22 protein-coding genes are annotated in these 23,014 nt (G+C 43.9%); 12 read left to right on the forward strand and 10 right to left on the reverse strand.

Annotated elements, in window-relative coordinates; genetic code table 11:
- Positions 1-163: 163 nt before the first annotated feature.
- A complete protein-coding gene (gene xerC, locus ACLS0A_RS02265) occupies positions 164-1,054 on the reverse strand; it encodes a tyrosine recombinase XerC (RefSeq protein WP_416082238.1) in 891 nt (296 codons plus the stop codon).
- 59 nt (positions 1,055-1,113) lie between these two features.
- Positions 1,114-1,938, reverse strand: a complete 825-nt coding sequence (gene dapF, locus ACLS0A_RS02270) for a diaminopimelate epimerase (RefSeq protein ID WP_416082239.1) — start codon at positions 1,936-1,938, stop codon at positions 1,114-1,116.
- 227 nt (positions 1,939-2,165) lie between these two features.
- Here dapF and clpB point away from each other — a divergent pair, with 227 nt between their 5' ends.
- The 12 genes from clpB to fis all read left to right on the forward strand — a co-directional run bounded on the left by clpB (position 2,166) and on the right by fis (position 14,225).
- Complete coding sequence (gene clpB, locus ACLS0A_RS02275; RefSeq protein WP_416082240.1) at positions 2,166-4,739, forward strand: ATP-dependent chaperone ClpB; 2,574 nt, start codon at positions 2,166-2,168, stop codon at positions 4,737-4,739.
- 144 nt (positions 4,740-4,883) lie between these two features.
- On the forward strand, positions 4,884-5,741 hold the full coding sequence (menB, locus tag ACLS0A_RS02280; protein WP_416082241.1) for a 1,4-dihydroxy-2-naphthoyl-CoA synthase: 858 nt from the start codon (positions 4,884-4,886) through the stop codon (positions 5,739-5,741).
- Positions 5,742-5,796: 55 nt separating this feature from the next.
- Positions 5,797-6,270 (forward strand): hypothetical protein, encoded by a 474-nt coding sequence (locus ACLS0A_RS02285; RefSeq protein WP_416082242.1) that lies wholly within the window; start codon positions 5,797-5,799, stop codon positions 6,268-6,270.
- A complete protein-coding gene (menC, locus tag ACLS0A_RS02290) occupies positions 6,270-7,262 on the forward strand; it encodes an o-succinylbenzoate synthase (RefSeq protein ID WP_416082243.1) in 993 nt (330 codons plus the stop codon). Before ACLS0A_RS02285 ends, menC begins: the two co-directional genes overlap by 1 nt.
- Before the next feature lie 89 nt (positions 7,263-7,351).
- On the forward strand, positions 7,352-7,804 hold the full coding sequence (gene aroQ, locus ACLS0A_RS02295; protein WP_416082244.1) for a type II 3-dehydroquinate dehydratase: 453 nt from the start codon (positions 7,352-7,354) through the stop codon (positions 7,802-7,804).
- A 152-nt stretch (positions 7,805-7,956) separates the two neighbouring features.
- Positions 7,957-8,418 (forward strand): acetyl-CoA carboxylase biotin carboxyl carrier protein, encoded by a 462-nt coding sequence (gene accB, locus ACLS0A_RS02300; RefSeq protein ID WP_330933988.1) that lies wholly within the window; start codon positions 7,957-7,959, stop codon positions 8,416-8,418.
- Between the two features lie 58 nt (positions 8,419-8,476).
- A complete protein-coding gene (accC, locus tag ACLS0A_RS02305; protein WP_416082245.1) occupies positions 8,477-9,823 on the forward strand; it encodes an acetyl-CoA carboxylase biotin carboxylase subunit in 1,347 nt (448 codons plus the stop codon).
- Between the two features lie 290 nt (positions 9,824-10,113).
- Entirely contained in the window at positions 10,114-10,386 is a 273-nt protein-coding gene (locus ACLS0A_RS02310; RefSeq protein WP_416082246.1) for a YhdT family protein, read from the forward strand.
- A 17-nt stretch (positions 10,387-10,403) separates the two neighbouring features.
- The gene (gene panF, locus ACLS0A_RS02315) at positions 10,404-11,831 is read left to right on the forward strand and encodes a sodium/pantothenate symporter (protein WP_416082247.1); all 1,428 of its coding nucleotides are present in this window, start codon (positions 10,404-10,406) and stop codon (positions 11,829-11,831) included.
- A 17-nt stretch (positions 11,832-11,848) separates the two neighbouring features.
- The gene (prmA, locus tag ACLS0A_RS02320) at positions 11,849-12,730 is read left to right on the forward strand and encodes a 50S ribosomal protein L11 methyltransferase (protein ID WP_416082248.1); all 882 of its coding nucleotides are present in this window, start codon (positions 11,849-11,851) and stop codon (positions 12,728-12,730) included.
- Between the two features lie 216 nt (positions 12,731-12,946).
- The gene (dusB, locus tag ACLS0A_RS02325; protein ID WP_115248649.1) at positions 12,947-13,945 is read left to right on the forward strand and encodes a tRNA dihydrouridine synthase DusB; all 999 of its coding nucleotides are present in this window, start codon (positions 12,947-12,949) and stop codon (positions 13,943-13,945) included.
- Positions 13,926-14,225 carry a DNA-binding transcriptional regulator Fis gene (fis, locus tag ACLS0A_RS02330; RefSeq protein ID WP_103855173.1) on the forward strand — a complete coding sequence of 100 codons (300 nt, stop codon included), beginning with the start codon at positions 13,926-13,928 and terminating at the stop codon, positions 14,223-14,225. The genes dusB and fis overlap by 20 nt, the downstream gene beginning before the upstream one ends.
- A gap of 166 nt (positions 14,226-14,391) precedes the next feature.
- On the opposite strand, the gene ACLS0A_RS02335 is transcribed toward fis, so the two are convergent.
- The 8 genes from ACLS0A_RS02335 to rapA form a co-directional block, all read right to left on the reverse strand.
- On the reverse strand, positions 14,392-15,141 hold the full coding sequence (locus tag ACLS0A_RS02335) for an amino acid ABC transporter ATP-binding protein (RefSeq protein ID WP_416082249.1): 750 nt from the start codon (positions 15,139-15,141) through the stop codon (positions 14,392-14,394).
- Positions 15,142-15,150: 9 nt separating this feature from the next.
- Positions 15,151-15,834 carry an amino acid ABC transporter permease gene (locus ACLS0A_RS02340; RefSeq protein ID WP_228516272.1) on the reverse strand — a complete coding sequence of 228 codons (684 nt, stop codon included), beginning with the start codon at positions 15,832-15,834 and terminating at the stop codon, positions 15,151-15,153.
- Between the two features lie 22 nt (positions 15,835-15,856).
- The gene (locus ACLS0A_RS02345) at positions 15,857-16,639 is read right to left on the reverse strand and encodes an amino acid ABC transporter substrate-binding protein (RefSeq protein ID WP_416082250.1); all 783 of its coding nucleotides are present in this window, start codon (positions 16,637-16,639) and stop codon (positions 15,857-15,859) included.
- Positions 16,640-16,824: 185 nt separating this feature from the next.
- Entirely contained in the window at positions 16,825-18,192 is a 1,368-nt protein-coding gene (gene hemN / locus ACLS0A_RS02350; protein ID WP_416082251.1) for an oxygen-independent coproporphyrinogen III oxidase, read from the reverse strand.
- A gap of 10 nt (positions 18,193-18,202) precedes the next feature.
- Complete coding sequence (locus ACLS0A_RS02355; protein ID WP_416082252.1) at positions 18,203-18,637, reverse strand: DUF2489 domain-containing protein; 435 nt, start codon at positions 18,635-18,637, stop codon at positions 18,203-18,205.
- A gap of 3 nt (positions 18,638-18,640) precedes the next feature.
- Complete coding sequence (gene yihI, locus ACLS0A_RS02360) at positions 18,641-19,207, reverse strand: Der GTPase-activating protein YihI (RefSeq protein WP_416082253.1); 567 nt, start codon at positions 19,205-19,207, stop codon at positions 18,641-18,643.
- 93 nt (positions 19,208-19,300) lie between these two features.
- A complete protein-coding gene (gene rluA, locus ACLS0A_RS02365; protein ID WP_416082254.1) occupies positions 19,301-19,960 on the reverse strand; it encodes a bifunctional tRNA pseudouridine(32) synthase/23S rRNA pseudouridine(746) synthase RluA in 660 nt (219 codons plus the stop codon).
- On the reverse strand, positions 19,960-22,854 hold the full coding sequence (gene rapA / locus ACLS0A_RS02370) for an RNA polymerase-associated protein RapA (RefSeq protein ID WP_416082255.1): 2,895 nt from the start codon (positions 22,852-22,854) through the stop codon (positions 19,960-19,962). The genes rluA and rapA overlap by 1 nt, the downstream gene beginning before the upstream one ends.
- Between the last annotated feature and the right edge of the window lie 160 nt (positions 22,855-23,014).

Genomic DNA, 23,014 nt, shown 5'->3' on the forward strand with positions numbered 1-23,014 from the left:
ATGAACTAGAAAGTCGAGTTTTCTCTTAAAAAGAGCTTGTTACAAAAATCTCCCTATTCAAAGGAAAAGAACGTGTCTTGTCAAGGGATAAATAATAGTTTATTGCTAAAAAATGTTAGATAGAAAGGATAAAAATTGTTTAATACAAAGTGCGATGCAATTTTCACGATTTTTTTCGTTTTGCTCTCGGGTGTGCGGAATCGTAAACCTGTGCTAAATGTTGGAAATCAAGGTGGGTGTAAATTTGTGTGGTAGAAAGATTGCTATGCCCGAGTAACTCTTGCACAACGCGTAAATCGGAACTACTTTCAAGCATATGTGTGGCAAAAGAATGGCGTAGTTTATGAGGGTTCAAATGACTAGATAGCCCTTGTTTAATGCCCCACACTTCCATCCGTTTTTGGATTGAGCGGTGGCTCATTCGGTTACCAAGCTGGCTAACAAACAAGGCATCATCTTTTGGATTAAACAACAACCGCACTTTTAGCCATTGTTGAAGCGCGTGCGAAGCATAGCGCCCAAAAGGCAAAATTCGCTCTTTGTTGCCTTTCCCGATTACACGCACTTCACGCACACGCAGATTGATGCTGTTTAAGTTCAGCCCTTGCAATTCAGACAGACGCAACCCCGAACTATACATTAGCTCCAACATTGCTTTATCTCGCAAATCGATTGGCTCTTTGCTGTCGTTGGCTAATAATTGTTGAACCTGTTCGTTATCCAAATTTTTCGGTAAATGCTTGCCTTGCTTCGGTGCTGATACGCCAACCGCAGGATTAACCGAAAGCTCTCCTTGCTGAACAAGAAAGCTCAAAAATTGGCGTAATGCTGATAAGCGCAAAGCTAAACTTTTTTCGTGCAAGCCTGTTTTTTTGCTTTGCGCTAACACAAAGCGCACCACACTGGGGGTTACCTGCTGCCACTGGGAAATCTCATTTTCCTGCAACAACGCCACCACCGCCTCAAGCTGGCGTTGGTAATTGCTCAATGTATGTGGACTTACCTGTCGTTCAATGCGCAGATAATTCCAATAATTGTTGAGTTGTTGGTACATTTCAATTTCTCTATTAAAAACAGCGTGAAAAGCAAAGTGCGATGCAAAATAATGGATAATTACAACCTAATCACCCCATCATAAATATGCGTGGCATCGCCTGTCATATAAAGTGGGTGGCCTTCGCCTTGCCATTCGATAATAAGACTACCACCCGGAAGATCCACTTGCACTTTGTTATCCAAAAGGCCTTGCATAATTCCTACTGCTGCAGCGGCACAAGCGCCACTGCCACAGGCTTGGGTTTCGCCAGCGCCACGTTCATAAACGCGTAATTTAATGTGATTGCGGTTGATAACTTGCATAAAGCCTGCGTTTACGCGTTCTGGAAAACGTTCGTGGCTTTCTAATAGTGGGCCTAATTGTTCTACATTAGCGGTGGTAATGTCCTCAACTTGCACCACACAATGTGGGTTGCCCATTGAAACCGCACCACATAATACGGTTTGAATGTCTGTGCGTAAAATGTAGTTTTTCTCGAATTTGTTGGCGATAAATGGGATTTTCGCCGGTTCCCAAATCGGTTCGCCCATATTCACGCGGATCATTCCGTCATCTTGCACCGTTAGGATCATTTTGCCTTTGGCGGTACTCACGGCGATGTCTTTTTTATCCGTCAGACCTTTCATTGTAACAAAACGGGCAAAACAGCGCGCACCATTGCCGCATTGCGCCACTTCACTGCCGTCTGCGTTGAAAATGCGATAGTGAAAATCCAAATCAGGATCATAAGGTGGCTCAACCACTAAAAGTTGATCAAAGCCAATTCCTGTGTGGCGATCCGCCAATTTTTTAATGGTTTCCGTTGGAAAGTAAACATTCTGCGTTACCGCATCCACCACCACAAAATCATTGCCTAATCCGTGCATTTTGGAAAATTGCATTTTTCCGTCCTTATTGAAAATCGTTAATTCGTCGCAATTATAAAGGTGAAGTGAGATTGAGTAAACTCTCCATTAGTGCAACCTATCGTTCTAAAATGATTAATAGATTTTTTTAAATTTTTTTCATTTTACGCTTGAAATTGCCAAATTAGTCCTCACTTACTTGAACAAGCAAGCCGAGGCATACAGGCTAGGCAACAGAATTTAATATTGAGGAAGAATAGATTATGAATATAGAAAAATTTACCACAAGATTTCAACAAGCTTTGAGCGAAGCACAGTCTTTAGCTTTAGGCAAAGATAACCAGTTTATCGAACCCGTGCATTTAATGGCGGCCTTGTTAAATCAAGAAGGCAGTTCCGTTGCACCGATTTTAACCGCAAGTGGCGTGAATGTTGCGATGTTACGCAATGAGCTTAATGCTGAACTCAACCGCTTACCGCAGGTTTCAGGTAACGGTGGTGATGTGCAGATTTCACGCAACTTGGTGAATTTATTAAATTTATGCGACAAGCTCGCACAGCAAAAACAAGATAAATATATTTCATCAGAACTCTTTTTATTAGCCGCATTAGAAGAAAAAGGCAGCCTAAGCGAAATATTACGCAAGTGCGGTGCAAAAAAAGAGAATTTACAACAAGCAATAAACCAAATTCGAGGAGGTCAGTCAGTGAACGACCAAAATGCAGAAGAAAGCCGTCAGGCATTAGAAAAATACACCATTGATTTAACTGCGCGTGCAGAAAGTGGCAAGTTAGATCCTGTGATTGGACGTGACGAAGAAATTCGCCGTACTATTCAAGTGTTACAACGCCGTAGTAAAAATAATCCAGTATTAATTGGTGAGCCAGGTGTTGGTAAAACCGCCATTGTAGAGGGCTTGGCACAACGTATTGTAAATGGTGAAGTGCCAGAGGGATTAAAAAATAAACGCGTGCTTTCCCTTGATATGGGGGCATTAATTGCGGGTGCAAAATACCGTGGTGAGTTTGAAGAACGTTTAAAAGCGGTTCTCAATGAAATTGCTAAGGAAGAAGGGCGTATTATTCTGTTCATTGATGAAATTCACACAATGGTTGGTGCAGGTAAAACTGACGGGGCAATGGACGCGGGTAACTTATTAAAACCGTCATTGGCGCGTGGAGAGCTACACTGTGTGGGCGCCACCACCCTTGATGAATATCGTCAATATATTGAAAAAGATGCCGCACTTGAGCGCCGTTTCCAAAAAGTGTTTGTGGACGAGCCAAGTGTTGAGGATACCATCGCGATCTTGCGTGGCTTAAAAGAGCGTTATGAAATTCACCATCACGTTCAAATTACAGACCCAGCAATCGTGGCGGCAGCAACCCTTTCGCATCGTTATATTTCCGATCGTCAGTTGCCAGATAAAGCCATTGATTTAATTGACGAAGCAGCATCAAGTATTCGTATGGAAATTGACTCAAAACCTGAGCCGTTAGATCGCCTTGATCGCCGTATTATCCAATTAAAATTGGAACAACAAGCGTTACAAAAAGAAGACGATAACGCCAGCCGCAAACGCTTAGAAATGCTTGAAAAAGAATTAGCTGAAAAAGAGCGTGAATATGCGGAATTAGAAGAAGTGTGGAAAAGCGAAAAAGCAGCGCTTTCTGGCACGCAACACATTAAAGCGGAATTGGAAAATGCCAAAACCCAAATGGAACAAGCACGCCGCGTGGGTGATTTAAACAAAATGTCCGAACTGCAATACGGTCGCATTCCAGAGCTTGAAAAACAACTGGCTCAAGCAGAAAGTGCGGAAAACAAAGAAATGCACTTGCTTCGTTATCGTGTTACTGATGAAGAAATCGCCGAAGTGCTTTCCCGTGCCACAGGCATTCCTGTATCCAAAATGATGGAGGGGGAAAAAGAGAAACTCTTGCGTATGGAAAAAGAATTGCACAAACGTGTGGTTGGACAAAATGAAGCGGTGGAAGCAGTAGCGAACGCCATTCGCCGTAGCCGTGCGGGATTATCCGATCCAAATCGCCCAATTGGTTCATTCTTGTTCTTAGGGCCAACTGGGGTGGGTAAAACCGAATTGTGTAAAACCTTAGCGAAATTCTTATTTGATGACGAAACCGCGATGGTACGTATTGATATGTCAGAATTTATGGAAAAACATAGCGTTTCTCGCTTAGTGGGTGCCCCACCGGGATATGTAGGCTATGAAGAAGGGGGCTACTTAACCGAAGCTGTTCGCCGCCGCCCATATTCTGTGGTGTTATTGGACGAAGTTGAAAAAGCACACGCCGATGTCTTCAACATTTTATTACAAGTGCTTGATGACGGACGCTTAACAGATGGGCAAGGTCGCACGGTAGATTTCCGTAACACCGTAGTGATTATGACCTCAAATCTCGGTTCAGATTTAATCCAAACGAACCGTGATTTAGATTACAGTGCGATGAAAGAATTGGTGATGTCGGTAGTGAGCCAGCATTTCCGCCCAGAGTTCATCAACCGTATTGATGAAACCGTGGTGTTCCACCCATTGGATAAAGAAAACATTCGCACCATTGCGAAAATCCAATTACAACGTTTAGAAAAACGTATGGAAACGCACGGCTATCACCTAGAATTTACTGACGCAGCGTTAGATTTCATCGGTGAAATCGGGTATGACCCAATTTATGGAGCAAGACCACTTAAACGGGCAATCCAACAAGAAGTGGAAAACCCATTGGCACAAAAAATTCTCTCAGGAGAATTATTGCCGGGCAGCCCAATTACCATTGATTATGTAGATGGAAACATTATTACGCGTCAATCGTAATTCTTCCCAAAAAAAACACCGCACTTTTGCGGTAAGCCAAAGCCTCGCGAAAGCGGGGCTTTTTGTTTGTCAAAGGGCGGTGCTTTTCGTCATTCCCAGATTAAGCTATAATGCGGAAAGTTTTTATTAGCAAAGGAATTTATTATGCAAAATCCAAAAGATGATGTGCTTTATGCCCCTGTTGAGTGGGTGGATCACAGTGAAGGTTATAGCGATATTCTTTATCACAAATCCACCGACGGCATTGCCAAAATCACCATTAACCGCCCCGAAGTGCGTAACGCTTTCCGTCCGCAGACGGTGAAAGAAATGATCCACGCGTTTTCAGATGCACGTTTTGATGAAAATGTGGGGGTGATCGTGCTAACAGGACAAGGGGAAAAAGCGTTCTGTTCAGGCGGCGATCAAAAAGTGCGTGGCGATTACGGCGGTTACAAAGATGACGCGGGCGTGCATCACCTCAACGTGTTGGATTTTCAGCGTAATATTCGTAGCTGCCCGAAACCTGTGGTGGCAATGGTGGCAGGCTACGCGATCGGCGGCGGCCACGTTTTACATATGCTTTGCGATCTCACCATTGCAGCGGACAATGCCATTTTCGGTCAAACCGGCCCGAAAGTAGGATCATTCGATGGCGGTTGGGGGGCAAGCTATATGGCACGCATTGTAGGGCAGAAAAAAGCCCGTGAAATCTGGTTCTTATGCCGTCAATACAACGCCCAAGAAGCCTTAGAGATGGGCTTAGTGAACACCGTTGTGCCTTACGCAGAGTTAGAAAAAGAAACTGTGCGTTGGTGTCGTGAAATGTTGCGTAACAGCCCAATCGCCCTGCGTTGCTTGAAAGCTGCCTTAAACGCCGATTGCGACGGACAAGCAGGCTTACAAGAACTAGCTGGCAACGCCACAATGCTGTTCTATATGACTGAAGAGGGGCAAGAGGGTCGCAACGCCTTCAACGAAAAACGTGCCCCAGATTTCGCGAAGTTTAAGCGTAACCCATAAGCAAAAGTGCGGTCAAAAAATCACAGTGTTTTTTGACCGCACTTTGGTTTTAATTATGACTATGCAAACTATTTCACTTAAAAAACTCACAGTATTTTGGACGGGAGTGGTTGGTCTGAATGCGGCGTTGTGCTTTTTCTTTGGGCTATTGGTGGCGAGTGATGTGATGTCTGTACTCGGAATGGTAGTGGGGGTGTTGTGCTTTATCGCCTTTTACACCTTTTTAGATTATCAATTACTCCGTCGCAATCAATTACAATGGCACAAGGCATTGCGTCAAAGCAGTTGGCTGAAAGCCCTGTTGCAAGGTACGGTGTTTTTCCATTTTTCCATTGAATTTATGTGTGGCTTCCTTGCCTTAGCCGTGCTGGAAGGCTTTTTCAAAGGGCTGATTCCCCCCTTTTGGCATAGTTTATTTGCGACACTCATCACGGGCTTGCTGCTTTCTTTAATCCTTTTACTCATCAGCGTTCTGCTGATTATCGTTAAAAAATTTACCTGTAAGACCCACATTCAAGGAGAAAAATAATGCGTTCTTATCAACTTTATCGTTATCAAATCCCAATGGATTCGCAAGTGGTGTTACGCAATCGCTTTTTGAAATTGCGTGAGGGGTTGTTGGTGCAAATTCGTTGTGGCGAACACGAGGGTTGGGGGGAAATTGCCCCACTGCCTGAATTTAGCCAAGAAACCTTGGAACAAGCGCAAGAGCAGGCGATCCAATGGTTGAAAGATTGGGACGTAGCACGCAGCGAAAATCGAAAATTGTCCTTGGACGGATTGTATCCTTCGGTGGCGTTTGGGCTAAGTTGTGTCTTGGCAGAAATGAAAGGCGAATTGCCGGAGCAAGGGAATTACCGCACTGCGCCTCTTTGCTATGGCGATCCTGATGAGCTTTATGCAGAGCTAGATCAGCTCGAAGGGGAAAAAGTAGCGAAAATCAAAGTAGGCTTATACGAAGCCAATCGTGATGGCTTAATTGCTGATATGTTTTTGGAAGCCATTCCTGATCTTAAATTACGTTTAGATGCGAACCGAGCTTGGACGCCTGCGAAAGCGCAGCTGTTTGCCAAATATATTAAGCCTGAACATCGTGGGCGTATTCAATTTTTGGAAGAGCCTTGCAAAACCCCTGAAGAAAGCCGTCAGTTCGCCGCTGAAACAGGCATTGCTATCGCGTGGGACGAAAGCGTGCGCGAGCCAAATTTTCAAGTGAAAAAAGAACCGCACTTAGCCGCAATTATTATTAAACCGACTCTAGTGGGCAGCCTTGCGCGTTGTGTTGAACTGATTGAACAGGCCCATCAACAAGGCATTATGGCGGTGATCAGCTCATCTTTAGAAAGTAGCTTTGGTTTAACCCAACTGGCTCGCATTGCGCAGCGTTACACACCAGATACCACGCCGGGCTTGGATACGCTAGATCTTATGCAATATCAGCTTATTCGCCCGTGGCAAGGTTCAACGTTACCATTATTGGAACTGAACAGCGAAAATATCGTCAAAGTGAATATGGATTAAAATTTGCATTGGTTCGACCAGCCATAAGGCAACGGCAATTTTTAGAAAAATCGTTATAATGCAAAAAGTTAAAGGGAAAAGGATTAATTATGTCAGCATCTGCACGAATTTTGTTACTTAATGGCCCGAATTTAAATATGCTCGGCAAACGTGAGCCAAAGCATTACGGCACGTTGTCTTTAAGTGCCATTGAGCAACGAATGCAACAGCTTGCAAATGAACATCAAATTGAACTCACTTGCTTCCAAGCGAACAGTGAAGAAAAATTGATCGAGAAAATTCATCAAAGTTTTCAACAGGTGGATTTTATTATTATTAATCCCGCGGCTTATACGCACACCAGTGTTGCGCTGCGTGATGCTTTGCTGGCTGTCGCTATTCCTTTTGTGGAAGTGCATTTGTCTAATGTGCATAAACGTGAGCCGTTCCGTCATCATTCTTATTTTAGTGATGTGGCAGAAGGCGTGATTTGCGGATTAGGTGCGCAAGGCTATGAATTTGCTTTCCATTATGCGCGACAATATTTAGAAAATAAGGCATAATTTGCCGAAAATTTCGCGAAATTGACAGAATTTTGTCGCAAAAAGGATTGTTTTCAGGTAATCTTTGCCACGGAAATTTAAGTTTAAAAACCACCGCACTTTGTGTTAGCCATAAAGTGCGGTGAAAAATATTCACATTTTAGGAAAAAACTATGGATATTCGTAAAATTAAAAAACTCATCGAATTAGTTGAAGAATCAGGCATTATGGAGCTTGAAATTTCTGAAGGCGAGGAATCTGTTCGCATTAATCGTGGTTCACCTTCAGCCACTGCGGTGCAATATACCGTACCAAGTGTTGCCCCTGTTTCACAGCCTACAACCCCAGCAGTTACACAACCAACCCCAGTAGCAGAAGTGCCAGCGGTTACGGAAGTATCAGGTCATCAAGTGCGTTCACCAATGGTGGGAACGTTCTATCGCAGCCCAAGCCCAGATGCCAAACCATTTGTTGAAGTGGGACAGACCGTGAAAGTGGGCGATGCCCTTTGTATTGTTGAAGCAATGAAAATGATGAACCGCATTGAAGCTGACAAAGCAGGTGTGGTAAAAGCGATCTTAATTAATGACGGTGAACCGGTTGAGTTTGACGAACCGTTAATCGTTATCGAATAATTCATTTCTATCTAGGTAGGGCAAACGCCCTATCTTACTATTCTAAGAGATCATTCCTATGTTAGAAAAAGTTGTAATTGCGAATCGTGGAGAAATTGCGTTACGCATTTTGCGTGCCTGTAAAGAGCTTGGCATCAAAACTGTGGCGGTGCATTCCACCGCTGATCGCGATCTCAAACACGTTTTATTGGCAGATCAAACCGTGTGTATTGGGCCAGCCCCTTCGACTAAAAGTTATTTGAATATCCCTGCGATTATTGCTGCGGCAGAAGTGACAGGCGCGGACGCAATTCACCCAGGTTATGGCTTTTTGTCTGAAAATGCTGATTTTGCCGAGCAAGTGGAACGCTCAGGCTTCACCTTTATTGGCCCTACTGCGGACGTAATCCGTTTAATGGGGGATAAAGTGTCTGCCATTAACGCAATGAAAAAAGCCGGCGTGCCTTGTGTACCGGGTTCTGATGGCCCTGTTGGCAGCGATATGAAGAAAAACAAAGAAATCGCTAAACGCATTGGGTATCCTGTGATCATCAAAGCCTCTGGCGGCGGCGGTGGTCGTGGTATGCGCGTGGTGCGTGATGAAAATTCTTTAGAAGAATCCATCGCGATGACCAAAGCGGAAGCTAAAGCAGCATTTAACAACGATATGGTTTATATGGAAAAATATTTAGAAAATCCACGCCATATTGAAATCCAAGTGTTAGCAGATACGCACGGCAATGCGGTTTATTTAGCAGAGCGTGATTGTTCAATGCAGCGCCGTCATCAAAAAGTGGTGGAAGAAGCGCCAGCACCAGGTATTACCGAAGAAATGCGCCGTGATATTGGTTCACGCTGTGCTAAAGCCTGTGTGGAAATTGGCTATCGTGGTGCGGGGACATTTGAATTCTTATATGAAAACGGTGAGTTTTACTTCATCGAAATGAACACCCGTATTCAAGTAGAACACCCTGTAACTGAGATGATTACCGGCGTGGATTTGGTGAAAGAGCAATTATTAATCGCTTCAGGCCTACCGCTTTCTATCAAACAAGAAGACATTAAAGTGCGCGGCCACGCCATTGAATGTCGTATCAATGCGGAAGATCCGAAGAGCTTCTTACCTTCACCAGGTAAAATCGAACATTTACACGCACCGGGTGGTCTAGGAGTGCGTTGGGATTCGCATATTTACACAGGATACAGCGTGCCACCGCATTATGATTCAATGATTGCCAAATTAATCACCTATGGGGATACCCGTGAAGTGGCCATTCGCCGTATGCAAAATGCCTTGGCAGAAACCATTATCAGCGGAATTAAAACCAATATTCCATTGCACGAATTGATCCTATCCGATGAAAACTTCCAAAACGGTGGCACAAATATCCACTATTTGGAGAAGAAATTAGGAATGCACGATTAATTGCATTATTTGATCGAAAGGCGTTTTAGATAACGCCTTTTTTATTGCGGCATTTTTTCTTTATTTTGTATAAAAGAGCGGTGCAAAATTGTGAAATTATTTTCGCAAGAAATATTCCTAGCAATCTCTTTTTTTGCTCAAAAGCAATAACGATTAACCGACAATTTTCAACATATTTAAGGTGATTTTTGTCGATATATTTTGCTAAGATTAGACGCGGGCGAACAACTAGGTTCGCCCTCGATTTTGCTAGCAATAAAGGTGAAAAATACAGGAGTGCAACTCACACTATGAAACAACATTCTCGTTATCAGCAAGCGACAAAAGAAGCGCGTTGGGCATTTGGCTTGACCTTGCTTTATGTGCTGGGCTGGTGTTTATGTGCTTATTTGCCAAAAGGGCAGCAAGGGCCTTTGGGCTTTCCGCTTTGGTTTGAGCTAGTCTGTATTTATTTGCCCGTGCTATTTATTGTGGTGGCTTATTGGGTGGTAAAAATCGTCTATCAAGAGATTGATTTAGAAAATATTGAGCCAGAAAACAAGGACACTGAACAAGGACGTTAAATAAGGATATTGGAACAATGAATCTTGGCATTATTTTCCCCCTAGTGATTTACCTTGCCTTTGTGTTTGGCGCGGCGATTTATGCTTATACAAAACGTTCCAAAGGGGATTTTTTAACAGAATATTATGTGGGTAACCGCTCAATGACCGGCTTTGTGCTAGCGATGACCACTGCTTCCACCTATGCCAGTGCTAGCTCTTTTGTGGGCGGCCCGGGTGCGGCGTATAAATTTGGCTTAGGCTGGGTGTTGCTTGCAATGATTCAAGTGCCTGCGGTATGGCTGGCATTAGGCGCGCTTGGGAAAAAGTTCGCCTTGCTCTCGCGTGAAAGTAAAGCCTTAACGATCAATGACTTATTGCTTTATCGTTACAAAAATAAATATTTGGTTTGGATTTCTTGTATCGCCTTGCTCATCGCCTTTTTTGCCGCAATGACGGTGCAATTTATCGGTGGTGCGCGCTTGTTAGAAACTACCATTGGCATTAGCTATACCAATGCGCTACTGATTTTTGCCGTTACCGTGGGGCTTTACACCTTTATTGGCGGATTTCGTGCCGTGGTGCTAACCGATACCATTCAAGGAACGGTGATGATTCTTGGCACGATCATTTTGCTCGGCGCGACCATTTATGCTGCAGGCGGAGTAGAAAGTGCGGTGCAAAAACTTAACGAAATTGATCCGCACTTAACTAGCCCTTATGGGCCAAACGATATGCTTGGCTTTCAATTTATGGCTTCATTCTGGGTTTTGGTGTGCTTTGGCGTGGTGGGGCTGCCTCATACCGCAGTGCGTTGTATGGCGTTTAAAGATAGCAAAGCCTTGCATAATGGTATGCTGATCGGCACGGTGGTGCTGTCCCTCGTAATGCTGGGAATGCACCTTTCAGGGGCGTTAGGCAGAGCCATTTTACCCGCTTTAGATGTGCCAGATCAGGTGATCCCAACCTTAATGTTGCAAGTGCTACCGCCGATTGTGGCAGGGATTTTCCTTGCTGCGCCAATGTCTGCCATTATGTCCACCATTGACGCGCAACTGATTCAATCATCATCAATTTTTGTGAAGGATTTATATCTCAGCGCCAAGCCAGCAATGGCACAAAATCAGAAAAAAATTAGCTGGATTTCTTCAATAATCACGCTAATTTTGACCGCACTTTTGATCTTAGCTGCGTTAAATCCACCCCAAATGATCATCTGGCTCAACCTTTTCGCCTTTGGCGGATTGGAAGCGGCGTTTTTGTGGGTTATCGTGCTGGGGCTATATTGGCAAAAAGCTAATGCCGTTGGCGCAATTTGCTCAATGGTGGTAGGTTTGGGCAGCTATGTGGGCTTAACTGCTGCCAGTATTAAACTGTTTGATTTTCACGCCATTGTGCCGTCTTTATTGTTTGGCTTAATTGCCTTTTTGATTGGCAACAAATTTGGCGAAAACGCAACAAAATAAATTAAGAAGGAAAAATTATGGCTTGGGTTCAAATCCGCATTAATAGTACTAATCAACAAGCGGAAACGATCAGTGATTATTTAGAAGAAATCGGCTCGGTTTCGGTAACCTTTATGGATAGCCAAGACACCCCGATTTTTGAACCGCTCCCTGGGGAAACTCGTCTGTGGGGCAATACCGATGTTATCGCCTTATTTGATGCTGAAACAGATATGCAACAGATTGTCAGTTTGCTGAAAAATGCGGGGCATTTAAGCGAAGAAACCGCTTATAAAATTGAACAAATTGAAGATAAAGATTGGGAACGTGAATGGATGGATAATTTCCATCCAATGCAGTTTGGCAAACGCTTATGGATTTGCCCAAGCTGGCGTGAAGTGCCTGATGAAAATGCAGTGAACGTGATGCTCGATCCCGGTTTGGCTTTTGGAACTGGTACGCACCCTACCACCGCATTGTGTTTAGAATGGCTCGATAGCCTAGATTTGAATGGCAAAACGGTCATCGATTTTGGCTGTGGCTCAGGAATTTTAGCGATCGCTGCGTTGAAATTAGGGGCAAAAAGTGCCATCGGCATTGATATTGATCCGCAAGCCATTTTAGCCAGCCGCAACAACGCAGAACAAAATGGCGTGAGCGACCGCCTACAACTCTTTTTAGCCAAAGATGCAGCGCAAGATCTGCAAGCCGATGTAGTGGTGGCCAATATCTTAGCAGGGCCATTAAAAGAACTCGCACCAACCATCAGCCAGCTCGTAAAAACGCAAGGTAAACTCGGGTTATCAGGCATTTTGGAAAGCCAAGCTCAATCTGTCTGCGAAGCCTATCAAGAGCAATTTTCCCTAGATCCTGTGGCAATCCGCGAAGAGTGGTGTCGTATTACAGGTGTGGCAAAATAAGCGAAAATTCCCCCGCACTTGTCAAGAGCGCGGGGCATTTTTTTATGTGGAAAATGGATTATTTTGAATAAAAGTCAAAGAAAGCGAAAAAAATAGATTTTGTTCAAAAAATATGCTTTTCAAATGGGTGAAAAGTGCGTATTATAGCACGCCTTGCCCGTTGTGGCTGGCGATAGATTGTGTGTTAAAAGGTAGTAACTTGTTAGGGGTAGCGCAGTGCGAATTGGTGATTATCAATTAAAAAACCGTATTTTGCTCGCGCCAATGGCAGGGATTACCGACCAACCTTTTAGACGCCTTTGTGCGAACTATGGGGCAGGATTGACCTTTTCAGAAATGATGGCGAGCAATCCGCGCGTATGGCATACAGAAAAATCGAAACAACGTCTTGCTTATCATCAAGATGTAGGCATTAACGCTGTGCAAATTGCTGGATCTGATCCGCAGGAAATGGCACAAGCTGCGCAAGTAAATGTGGGCTATGGGGCAGAAATTATTGACATCAATATGGGCTGTCCTGCAAAGAAGGTAAATCGTAAATTGGCAGGTTCTGCCCTTTTGCAATATCCCGATTTAGTGCAACAAATTCTTGAAGCGGTGGTGCGTGCTGTGGATGTGCCTGTAACACTAAAAATTAGAACAGGCTGGGATCGACAAAATCGAAACTGCGTGGAAATCGCTAAAATTGCCGAACAAGCAGGTGTGCAAGCGCTCACCATTCACGGGCGAACTCGTGAATGTTTATTTGAGGGCGAAGCCGAGTACGACAACATTAAAGCGGTGAAACAACAGGTTTCTATTCCAGTGATTGCCAATGGCGATATTACATCGGCACAAAAAGCCCAAGCGGTGCTTGATTACACTGGTGCTGATGCAATAATGATTGGGCGTGGTGCGCTAGGCCAGCCGTGGATTTTTCAATCTGTGGCAGGGCTAGTGGAAAACGGCTCAACAACTTTAACGCCAAGTTTAAAAGAAAAGTGCGGTGTTATTTTGCGACATATTCAAGAACTTCATCAATTTTATGGCGAAGAAAAAGGGTATCGCATTGCACGCAAGCACGTTGCTTGGTATTTACAGGGAATTCAACCTAATTCCAGTTTTAGACAGACTTTTAATGCCATTACCAATGCAAAAGCGCAAATAACGGCATTGGAAGAATTTTTTAATTTGATTTTATTGGATAAAGACAACAATGTTAGAACAACAACGTAATCCAGCTGAAGCTCTGACTGTTTCAGTATTAAATTCACAATCTCAAGTAACAAACAAACCACTTCGTGATTCTGTGAAACAAGCAATTAGAAATTATTTAGCACAATTAGATGGTCAAGATGTTGACGATCTTTATGAATTAGTTTTATCGGAAGTTGAACACCCTATGCTTGATATGATTATGCAATATACGCGTGGTAATCAAACTCGTGCAGCAACAATGCTTGGCATTAACCGTGGCACATTACGCAAAAAATTAAAAAAATACGGTATGGGCTGATAATTTCAGATTCTGAATAAAATTACACCGCACTTAATAAATAAAGTGCGGTGTTTTTTTGCGACATTTTTCTCTCTAGAAATAGCGAAGAAAAAGCCGATGATTGCTCATCGGCTTTATTCGATAAAACTTTTCACCGCACCTTAGTTGTACAGTGACTCCCTCATCATTCTGATTTCAAGCGATGTAAAAAGGCTTTGGTTCGTTCGTGTTTAGGGTGAGCGAACAATTCTTGCGGTGAGCCTTGTTCCACAATCACCCCACCGTCCATTACCACCACCATATCTGCCACATCTAGCGCAAATTTGATTTCGTGAGTCACCACCACCATTGTCCAGCCTTCGTTGGCGAGTTCCTTCATGGTGTTTAATACATCTTGCACTAATTCAGGATCAAGCGCGGAAGTGGGTTCATCAAATAGCATGAGTTCAGGCTGAATGGCAAGGGCGCGAGCAATGCCGACACGCTGTTGCTGGCCGCCTGAAAGTTGGTAAGAGTAAAGATCTTTCTTATCTAACAAGCCCACTTTCGCAAGCAATGCTTCCGCTTCTTGACGCACAATTTTCGCATCGCGCTTTTGCACTTGCACAGGGCCTTCCATAATATTTTCCAACGCAGTTTTGTGCGGAAATAGGTTGTATTGTTGGAACACCATTCCTGATTTACGGCGCAATGGCAGGATTTTTTTCTGAATATCAGGGCTGGCAAAATCCACATACAGCGGATCTTTTTCAGCAAAATCAATCGTGCCTTTTTCGGGTAATTCTAAGGCGTTCAAACAGCGTAAAAACGTGGTTTTGCCCGAACCAGACGGGCCTAGAATCACCACCACTTCGCCTTTGTGAATATCCAGATCAATCCCTTTTAAAACTGGATTATCCCCAAAGGTTTTATGAATATTGCGTACTTTGATCATTGCCTTCCCCTATCGTGCCACATAGCGATCTAAACGTTTTTCTACCCGCGCTTGAATGATAAACAGCACAAAGCAGAAACACCAATACACCAAACCTGCTTCAATATACACAGGCAAGAAATCGTAAGATGAATTGGCGATTTGTTGCGCCACGCGGAACATTTCAGTTACGGTTACCACAGAAGCCAAAGAGGTATCTTTAAACAAGCCGATAAAGCTATTGCTCAGCGGCGGAACAGCAACACGGAAAGCTTGCGGAGCAATAATGCGGCGGAAGGTTTGCATATAGGTCATACCAATGGTGTAACCTGCTTCCCATTGTCCTTTCGGCACAGATTGAATGGCTGCACGCACGGTTTCTGAACCGTAAGCCCCCACATTTAGGGAGAAGCCAATAATCGCCGCAGGAATGGGATCGATAAACACGCCCAGCGCTGGCAAGCCGTAAAATACCACAGAAATTTGCACCAACATTGGCGTACCGCGAATAATCGAAATATAGACTTTCGCAATCGCCAACAAAATACGGTGCAACCAGCCATTGACAGGGGTAACGCGTAATAACGCCACGCCCACCGCGATAATCATTCCAAAAAAGAAAGAAACAACAGCAAGCGGTATTGAAACCAATACCGCTGCTTTAACCATTGGGAGAAAACCATTTATCACCAGCTCAGCACGAGCATCGGTCATAAAGGGTAAGGAAGCTAAGAAATTATTTAACACTGATATCTTTACCGAAGAATTGTTCACCAAGTTTTTTCAATGTGCCGTCATTACGAAGTTCTTCAATGGCTGCACTAATTTTCGCCAGTGCTTCCTCGTTGCCTTTATTTACAACGAAGCCCGCCCCCACTTTGTCTGCGGATTCCCAAAATGGTTTTAAGCCTGAATTTGGGTTTTTCTTCAAATAATCCAATAAGGCTAAAGAATCATTAAAGGTTACATCAGCACGTTTTTGTTGAATTAGCAATAAGCCTTGTGCCATTCCATCAATCGGCACAATTTCTGCACCGTATTTCACTGCAAGCTCACCATAGTTTGAGCTGAGGGTTTGTGCTGCTTTTAAGCCTTTCACATCTTCTACTTTGTGAAGACGATCTTCATCTTGGCGAGCAAGCAACATTGCGCCCGACCAGCTATAAGGCTCAGATTTATCAAAAGTGGCTTGGCGTTCAGGGGTGGTCAATGCCACTTGGTTTACTACTAAATCGAAACGACCGCCTTTTAAGCCAGCGAGCATTGCGTCCCATTGGGTTTCTTTAAATTCTACGGTTACGCCCAATTTTTCTGCCACAGCGCGGGTAACTTCCACATCATAGCCAGTTAATTTTCCGCTTGCATCGTGGTAAGTGAACGGCGCATAAGTGCCTTCTGTCCCTACCGTGATCGTCCCTTTATTGTTAATACGTTCAATCAAACTTTCCGCTGCAACGGCTTGGCTTGCAGTAGTGATAGCGAAAAGTGCGGTGGAAAAAAATGCTAATTTTTTCAACATAATATTCTCCTTTGAATAGATTTCATTAAGTGCTAGGCATTGTAAAAGAAACAAAAGGATTTACAAATAACTTAAAGGAATATGTTATAAAAAAGTTAAATATGCAGAATTTCTTTGACTAGCACGATACTTTCAAGCCCACCCTTGATCCGCCCAAAACAATCTTTTGAGCGGATTATTTGAGATTAAATAATTCTCGAGAACTGTTGGCGTCTGGCTTGTTGTCTTGAGTAGGTGTCAAAACATAAGCAAATATTGCGAATCAGCAAATGCCCAACAGGGGAAACCTGTAATCCTTTTTCGCCGATTTCAATTAAGCCATCTGCGGCAAGGGGCGCGAGCAATTCTAAATCTTCCGCAAAATGGTTTTTGAAATCAATGCCATATTGCTGTTCAAATGGGGCGTAATCCAGTTTGAAGTTGCAAATTAGCTGTTTGATAACATCACGGCGCAAGCAATCTTCTTGGCTCATTACAAAGCCTTTATGAAGTGCGGTGCCTTTTTGCTCAATATCTGCGTAATAATGTTTTAGCTCTTTTTGATTTTGTGCGTAAGTATCCCCTAACAGGCTAATGGCAGACACGCCAAGACCAAGCAAATCGCATTCTTCTTGGGTGGTGTAGCCTTGGAAATTGCGGTGTAGCACGCCATTTTGTTGTGCTATCGCAAGTTCATCATCAGGTTTCGCAAAGTGATCCATTCCAATAAAGCGGTAGCCTGCCCCCTCTAAGGTTTCAATGGTTTTTTGCAAAATGGTGAGCTTGGTTTCAGGTGCAGGCAGCTGATCCTCTTTAATCTTAGCTTGCCCCGCAAAACGGCTTGGCAAATGGGCATAGTTAAACACGCTCAAACGATCAGGGTTTAATTCAATCACTTTTTGCAGGGTGAACATAAAGCTTTCCACATTCTGCAATGGCAACCCATAAATCAAATCCAAATTGGTGGATTGAAACCCTAAAGCGCGTGCGCGTTCTAGCAAGGCTTGAATGAAGTCTTCATCTTGCTCACGGTTTACCGCTTTTTGCACCGCTTTATTGAAATCCTGCACGCCCATACTAATACGGTTAAAGCCGATTTTCCGCAGATGATCAAGGGTTTCCAGCTCAATTTTACGCGGATCCATTTCGATACTAATTTCGGCGTTATCGGCAAAATGAAAATGCTCACGCAACATTGCCATTAAACGGCTGGATTGTTGCTCGGTGAGATAGGTCGGTGTGCCGCCGCCCCAATGCACTTGGGTTACCTTGCGATTGCGGAAAAGTGCGGCGCGATTTTTGATTTCTTTTTCCAAATAATCAAGATAAATATCTGCTTTGTGCTGATGACGCGTAATAATTTTGTTACAGGCGCAGAAATAGCACAATTTATGGCAAAACGGGATATGCACATAAAGAGAAAGCGGACGGTCCGGGTAACGCGCTGCCGCCGCTTGGAAATCTTGTTCAGTATAATTTTCGTTAAATTCTAACGCCGTTGGGTAAGAGGTGTAACGCGGCCCAGAATAGTTATATTTTTGAATTAACGCGGAATCCCACATAGTTCCAGACATTAATTTCCCCCTAAAAATTTTCAATATCCAACAATAATTGATTTAATTCCAACAAAATTTTGCTTTCAAGATCGGCTTCGGCGCTTTCACGAGTGAGATCTAAACGCATACGCTCGTTCTTTTTTAATTCCTTGCGCGCTTGATGCGTTGGCATTTCTTTCACCACATCATAAAGCTCAGCCAGCGCAGGATAAGTGGTGATTTTTAAGCCTAAGGGATCGAGCAACATTTTTAATCGAATAGCCCCTTCAGACAAATTGCAATCGCCATTTTGCATTGCCCGCGCGATAATCTCAATACTCTCTTTTAGGCGTTTTACACGCGCCAAGCGTGCATTTTCTAACGCTTGCTTTTGGCTTTTCAACGCACGCAATAATTTCACCGCATAAGCGGCCATTCCCACAATAATCAAAAGCCCGAGGGCAAGTAAAAGATAAATCCACATAAATTATTTAAACTGATTAATATCAATGGCTTCAAAAGTGCGGTATAAATCTTCCGCGTTTTCTTCTTCATCTTTAATACCAAGCTCGTCCATTAATTGAGCGATGCGATCAAGGCATTCGTCCACAAAGGCTTGATCTTTGGCATTTAAGGTTTTGCCTGCTTCAAGCTGATCCAACAAATCATTTAAACATTCGTTGTTTTCAAGCTGTTCAAGTTCCACCATAGGATCAAGGGCTTTCGGTTTTGTAACTTCCACGGGCGGAATGGTCATTCCTTTTTCAGGCTTATTGACAAACTCCACCACTAATGGAATTTTTTTGCGACTGCCTACGCGGGGATCTAACTTGGCATCTTGCTCAAGAGCTTTATTTTCTTCTTGGCGACTATGGCGAGAGCCAGCCACGAGACCTTTGTGTTTTTTCTTTCTTTTTTCTTCACGCGCTTTGGCATCTAATTCATAACGTGTCAATTTACGCCCACGCCCAGTTGGGGCGCTTTGCGCGGGTTTATCCGCCTTGCGTGTTGGCATAATATCCGTAATACGGCGTGTTTTCTTTTGACGGGACATAATTTCTCTACTATTTGGTAAAAATGAATCGGGGAGAATTGTAGCATTAAATCACCAATTCTCCGCATTATTTCTGTGATTGGTTAGAACGAATTAAAACGGCACATCTGCCGTGAAATTCATTATTTCCCCCGTTAAAGGGTGGCGAATTTGTAAGGATTGTGCGTGCAAACACAAACGTGGCGACATCGCTTTCGCTTGTGGGTGAGCATAAAACTTATCGCCTAAAATAGGGTGGCCAAGGGCAAGCATATGTAGCCTTAATTGGTGCGAACGCCCTGTAATTGGGGTGAGCTTTACCCTTGTGCTGTTATTCGGTAGGCGTTCTAAAATTTCAAAATTTGTTACCGCACTTTTGCCCAGTTCAAAACAAATTTTCTGTCTAGGACGATTTTCCCAATCGCAAATTAGTGGCAAATTCACCGTGCCGCTATCTTGCGCTAAATGCCCCCAAACGAGCGCTTGATAAGATTTCTTCGGCTCACGCTCGCGAAACTGGCGTTTGAGTTCTTTATCCGCCAGCTTGCTCATTGCAAACAGCAAAATCCCACTGGTTGCCATATCAAGACGGTGCGCCGGCTCGCAAAAGCCATATCTTTCTTTTACGCGCGACATTGCGCTGTCGTAATATTGCGGTTGGTTACCCGGCACGGAAAGCAAACCGCTCGGCTTATTTACCAATAAAATATGGTTGTCGTGATAAATCACATCTAACCAAGGCTCGCGTGGGGGATTGTAGTCAATTAATGCCATTATTTACTCTTATTGCTGATAATCACACGCAGGCTATCCAAGCGCCAAGTGGCTTTGTGCAAATGTTGTAAAATTTGCTCACGCTCGGCACTGAGTGCGTCAATTTCATCTTGGCGAATGGTTTTATTCACTTGTTTTAACGCCTGCAAGCGGGTTAATTCACTGTCCAAACGCTGCGCAGCTTGCTGCTCTGCGTGCTGAATTAATCTTTGCGCTTGTTCGCCAATTTGACGTTCACCTGCTTTTAATAATTGTTCAATATTGGCGCGCAACATTTTGATTACCTTGCTCGCCATTTGTTTTGCCATCGGTTTAAGCTGTTTTTGTAGCAGTTCAAAGCCCACTTTATCTGCCAAATTATGACCTTTGCCGTCAATTAATAAGCGCACTGGCGTTGGGGGTAAGAAACGAGTAAGCTGCAAACCGCGTGGCGCTTGGGCTTCCACAATGTAAATGAGTTCCAACCACAGCGATCCCACAGGCAATTCATTATTGATTAGCAATGATACGGCAGTTTTGCCAATCTCGCCATCAGTAATCAAATCAATGCCGTTGCGGATCATCGGGTGATCCCAAGTGAAAAACTCAACGTCTTCGCGCGCCACGGCTAAATTGCGATCAAAGGTTACCGTTAAGCCTTCTTCTTTTAAGCCCGGGAAATCTGGCACCAGCATTGTGCCTGTGGGGTGAATGACAATGCTCTTTTCGCCGAGATCTTCTTGCTCCACGCCAATAATATCGAACAAATTCAAGGTGAAATTAATTAACTCGCTTGAACCATCTTGCTCGCCAATGGCTTGTGCCAAGGCTTGGGCTTGTTCGCCACCGTTAGAATTAATTTCTAATAGGCGATCTCTGCCTTGATCAAGCTGCACTTTTAAGGCATCACGCTCGGTTCGGGTCTGAGCGACAAATTCATCAAACGCCGCATTCTGTTCATTATGCTGTAAAAAATCTTGCAATTTTGTACCGCACTTTTCAAACAAGGTTGCCCCCATCGGACTGGTTTCTTCAAATGCGTTTAGCCCTTGATGATACCATTTTGCCAACAGAACTTGCGGACTATCCGCAAAACAAGGGGCGTAAATTTCAATGTCTTGCGTTTGCCCAATGCGATCTAAGCGTCCAATGCACTGTTCCAATAAATCAGGATTATCTGGCAAATTAAACAGCACCAAATGATGGGCAAACTGGAAATTTCGCCCTTCTGAACCAATGCTGGACGTAAGCAACACCTGCGCGCCCTCTTCCTGTTGAGCAAAGTAAGCCGCGGCTTTATCCCGTTCCACAATGGACATATTTTGATGGAACACGGCGCTGCGAATGGCTTCTTTTTCGCGTAAGGCTTTCTCTAGCTGAATGGCGGTTTTGGCTTGATGACAAATCACCAACACTTTTTCTTCGCGGTGAGATTGTAAGAAATCAATCAGCCATTCCACACGCGGATCAAAATCCCACCAGGCGGCATCAGGGTTCATTTTTTGGAAGATCTGCTCGGGGTAAAATAAATCGCTGGTTTTCACTTCGCCAAGCATTTTCAGCACGCCAATCGCATTGCGATATTGCTTTGGCATTGGCAAGGTGATTTCGTGATAATGACGCAGCGGGAAGCCTTTCACGCCTTGGCGGGTATTACGAAATAACACACGACTGGTGCCGTGGCGATCGAGCAAGTTTTCCACTAAGGTTTCACGCGCTTGAACTTTTTTCTCGCTATGATGAAGATCCGCTAATAATTCGTTAATATCTTGATCAGACAGCAATTCCGCTAAATGTTTTTCTTCTTGCGTGCTTAATGGCTGCTCGCTTAGCAATCCATTCACGGCTTCAGCCACTGGTTGATAATGCTGCTGTTCTTGCACAAAAGCGCTGTAATCATAAAAGCGATCGGGATCGAGCAATTTCAAACGCGCGAAATGGCTTTCTTGCCCTAATTGTTCAGGGGTTGCCGTCAGCAATAACACGGCTGGAATATGGCTCGCCAACTGCTCGACAATTTGATAAGCCAAACTTGGCGCGTGTTCCGACCATTCAAGATGATGCGCTTCATCAACAATCAATAAATCAAATTCCGCATTCATCAGTTGTTCTGCGCGTTTAGGCTTTTGCACCAGCCAATCTAGGGCGTAAATAATTAAGGATTCTGTTTTAAACGGATTGGCTGCCACGCCCCCATCAAGCCCATCAAAATCCGCACAACGTTCTTCATCAAACAAGGAAAAATGCAAATTAAAACGGCGTAGCATTTCCACAAGCCATTGATGTTGCAAGGTTTCTGGCACGATAATAAGCACGCGATCGACCTTTTCGGCAAACAATTGTTGCTGCAAGATCATTCCTGCTTCAATGGTTTTGCCCAGCCCCACTTCGTCAGCTAACAACACTCGCGGCGCAATGCGTTGCCCCACTTCTTTGGCAATATGCAATTGGTGGGGAATTAACCCACCGCGAATACCGCGTAAGCCACGCAATGGTGATTGATACTGCGCTTGGCGTTGTTGCAAGGCACGATAACGCAACACGAATTGGCTTGCGCGATCAATCTGCCCCGCGAATAAACGCTCCTGCGGCTTACTAAAGGCAATTTGCGCACTGAGATCGGCTTCTTGCAATAGGGTTTCTTGCCCATCTTCTTTTTGCACCAAATAGAATGCCAGCCCGTTATGATCTAACACTTCAAGCACCTTGCCCTGCCAGCCCTCTTTATGACGAATTTCATCACCCACTTGAAAAACCACACGCACTAACGGGGCATTATCTAAGGCATAAATACGAATTTCTTCGGCGGCAGGAAAATTTAGCGTAACCGTACGGTGATTGACTTCCGCAACCACGCCCAAGCCAAGATCATTTTCACTTTCACTAATCCAACGCTGACCAACTATAAAGGACATAAAATTTACTCTTATTATTGTTATAGCTAAATGACGTATGCTTATAACAAGCCATTTAGCGAAGATTTTATTACGAAAAAGGGCGGCTATTTTAACGATCTTACAGTGAAAAAGAAATGAAAATATATACAACAAAAACACAACATCAATCACAGAATAA

It is taken from the genome of Avibacterium volantium (genome assembly GCF_049366555.1).
Classification (GTDB): Bacteria; Pseudomonadota; Gammaproteobacteria; order Enterobacterales; family Pasteurellaceae; genus Avibacterium; species Avibacterium volantium_A.

Bases quoted from the DNA above. Each gene is read 5' to 3' on its own strand.
- rluA (WP_416082254.1), bottom strand. From the start codon at position 19,960: ATGGCATTAATTGACTACAATCCCCCACGCGAGCCTTGGTTAGATGTG.
- accB (WP_330933988.1), top strand. From the start codon at position 7,957: ATGGATATTCGTAAAATTAAAAAACTCATCGAATTAGTTGAAGAATCA.
- ACLS0A_RS02335 (WP_416082249.1), bottom strand. From the start codon at position 15,141: ATGATCAAAGTACGCAATATTCATAAAACCTTTGGGGATAATCCAGTT.
- menB (WP_416082241.1), top strand. From the start codon at position 4,884: ATGCAAAATCCAAAAGATGATGTGCTTTATGCCCCTGTTGAGTGGGTG.
- prmA (WP_416082248.1), top strand. From the start codon at position 11,849: ATGGCTTGGGTTCAAATCCGCATTAATAGTACTAATCAACAAGCGGAA.
- dapF (WP_416082239.1), bottom strand. From the start codon at position 1,938: ATGCAATTTTCCAAAATGCACGGATTAGGCAATGATTTTGTGGTGGTG.
- ACLS0A_RS02345 (WP_416082250.1), bottom strand. From the start codon at position 16,639: ATGTTGAAAAAATTAGCATTTTTTTCCACCGCACTTTTCGCTATCACT.
- aroQ (WP_416082244.1), top strand. From the start codon at position 7,352: ATGTCAGCATCTGCACGAATTTTGTTACTTAATGGCCCGAATTTAAAT.
- accC (WP_416082245.1), top strand. From the start codon at position 8,477: ATGTTAGAAAAAGTTGTAATTGCGAATCGTGGAGAAATTGCGTTACGC.
- xerC (WP_416082238.1), bottom strand. From the start codon at position 1,054: ATGTACCAACAACTCAACAATTATTGGAATTATCTGCGCATTGAACGA.
- ACLS0A_RS02340 (WP_228516272.1), bottom strand. From the start codon at position 15,834: ATGACCGATGCTCGTGCTGAGCTGGTGATAAATGGTTTTCTCCCAATG.
- rapA (WP_416082255.1), bottom strand. From the start codon at position 22,854: ATGTCCTTTATAGTTGGTCAGCGTTGGATTAGTGAAAGTGAAAATGAT.
- menC (WP_416082243.1), top strand. From the start codon at position 6,270: ATGCGTTCTTATCAACTTTATCGTTATCAAATCCCAATGGATTCGCAA.
- fis (WP_103855173.1), top strand. From the start codon at position 13,926: ATGTTAGAACAACAACGTAATCCAGCTGAAGCTCTGACTGTTTCAGTA.
- clpB (WP_416082240.1), top strand. From the start codon at position 2,166: ATGAATATAGAAAAATTTACCACAAGATTTCAACAAGCTTTGAGCGAA.
- ACLS0A_RS02310 (WP_416082246.1), top strand. From the start codon at position 10,114: ATGAAACAACATTCTCGTTATCAGCAAGCGACAAAAGAAGCGCGTTGG.
- ACLS0A_RS02285 (WP_416082242.1), top strand. From the start codon at position 5,797: ATGACTATGCAAACTATTTCACTTAAAAAACTCACAGTATTTTGGACG.
- yihI (WP_416082253.1), bottom strand. From the start codon at position 19,207: ATGTCCCGTCAAAAGAAAACACGCCGTATTACGGATATTATGCCAACA.
- hemN (WP_416082251.1), bottom strand. From the start codon at position 18,192: ATGTCTGGAACTATGTGGGATTCCGCGTTAATTCAAAAATATAACTAT.
- panF (WP_416082247.1), top strand. From the start codon at position 10,404: ATGAATCTTGGCATTATTTTCCCCCTAGTGATTTACCTTGCCTTTGTG.
- ACLS0A_RS02355 (WP_416082252.1), bottom strand. From the start codon at position 18,637: ATGTGGATTTATCTTTTACTTGCCCTCGGGCTTTTGATTATTGTGGGA.